General features: G+C 58.9%; 1 protein-coding gene. It reads right to left on the reverse strand.

The genetic code is table 11. The features are described from left to right. A partial coding sequence (tssI, locus tag Xvie_RS20465) for a type VI secretion system tip protein TssI/VgrG (protein WP_139838941.1) occupies nt 1-683 on the reverse strand: 683 nt, incomplete at both ends.

The raw sequence follows: 683 nt of genomic DNA on the forward strand, positions 1-683 counted from the left end.
TCCACCACCACTTCCTGCCCGATACGCGGGATCGCCAGCATCCCCCAGCCTTGCCCCGCCCACGGTTGGGTGACCCGTATCCAGCACGAACTCTGGTCATCACTCTTACCGTAGCGATCCCACGGGAACTGGAGACGGATACGGCCATACTGGTCACAGAAGATTTCTTCCCCGGCCGGGCCGACGACTTTGGCGATCTGCGGGCCGTCAATTACCGGTTTCGGTAGCGGAGCTGGGCGCCAGTGCTGGTTATGGCGGATAAAATGGAACTGGCTGTTCAGGGTGGTGCCTGTGCCACTGTTGGCGGTTTCGAGTGCCTGTGGCTGGCTGCCGGTATGACTGGCGCCCACCACCTGCCAGGATTGGTTCAGGTCCTCACGCGGGTGGTTGTACAGCGTGAATAACCGTCCCGGTTGAATCGCAATCGCGTGACCGCTGCCTTGTCCTGTTACGGCATTGTTGCGAAGCCCCTCCAGACGGTAACGGGTGAAATCTTTACCGTGCGCCTCATCCTTAAAACGGCCCGGATAGTCGTAATGTTCGTAATACAACTGCTGGAGTGTGTCTTCCTTCATCTGCTGGCTGAATTCTGCGGGCCATGCGGGATTTTTGAAGGTGTAGTCTTTAAGTTGCACCTGTGCCGGGCGAACCTGTGCCCGGTGTGTCAGGTTGCTCACCGCCGG

This window comes from Xenorhabdus vietnamensis (assembly GCF_002127535.1).
Lineage (GTDB): Bacteria > Pseudomonadota > Gammaproteobacteria > Enterobacterales > Enterobacteriaceae > Xenorhabdus > Xenorhabdus vietnamensis.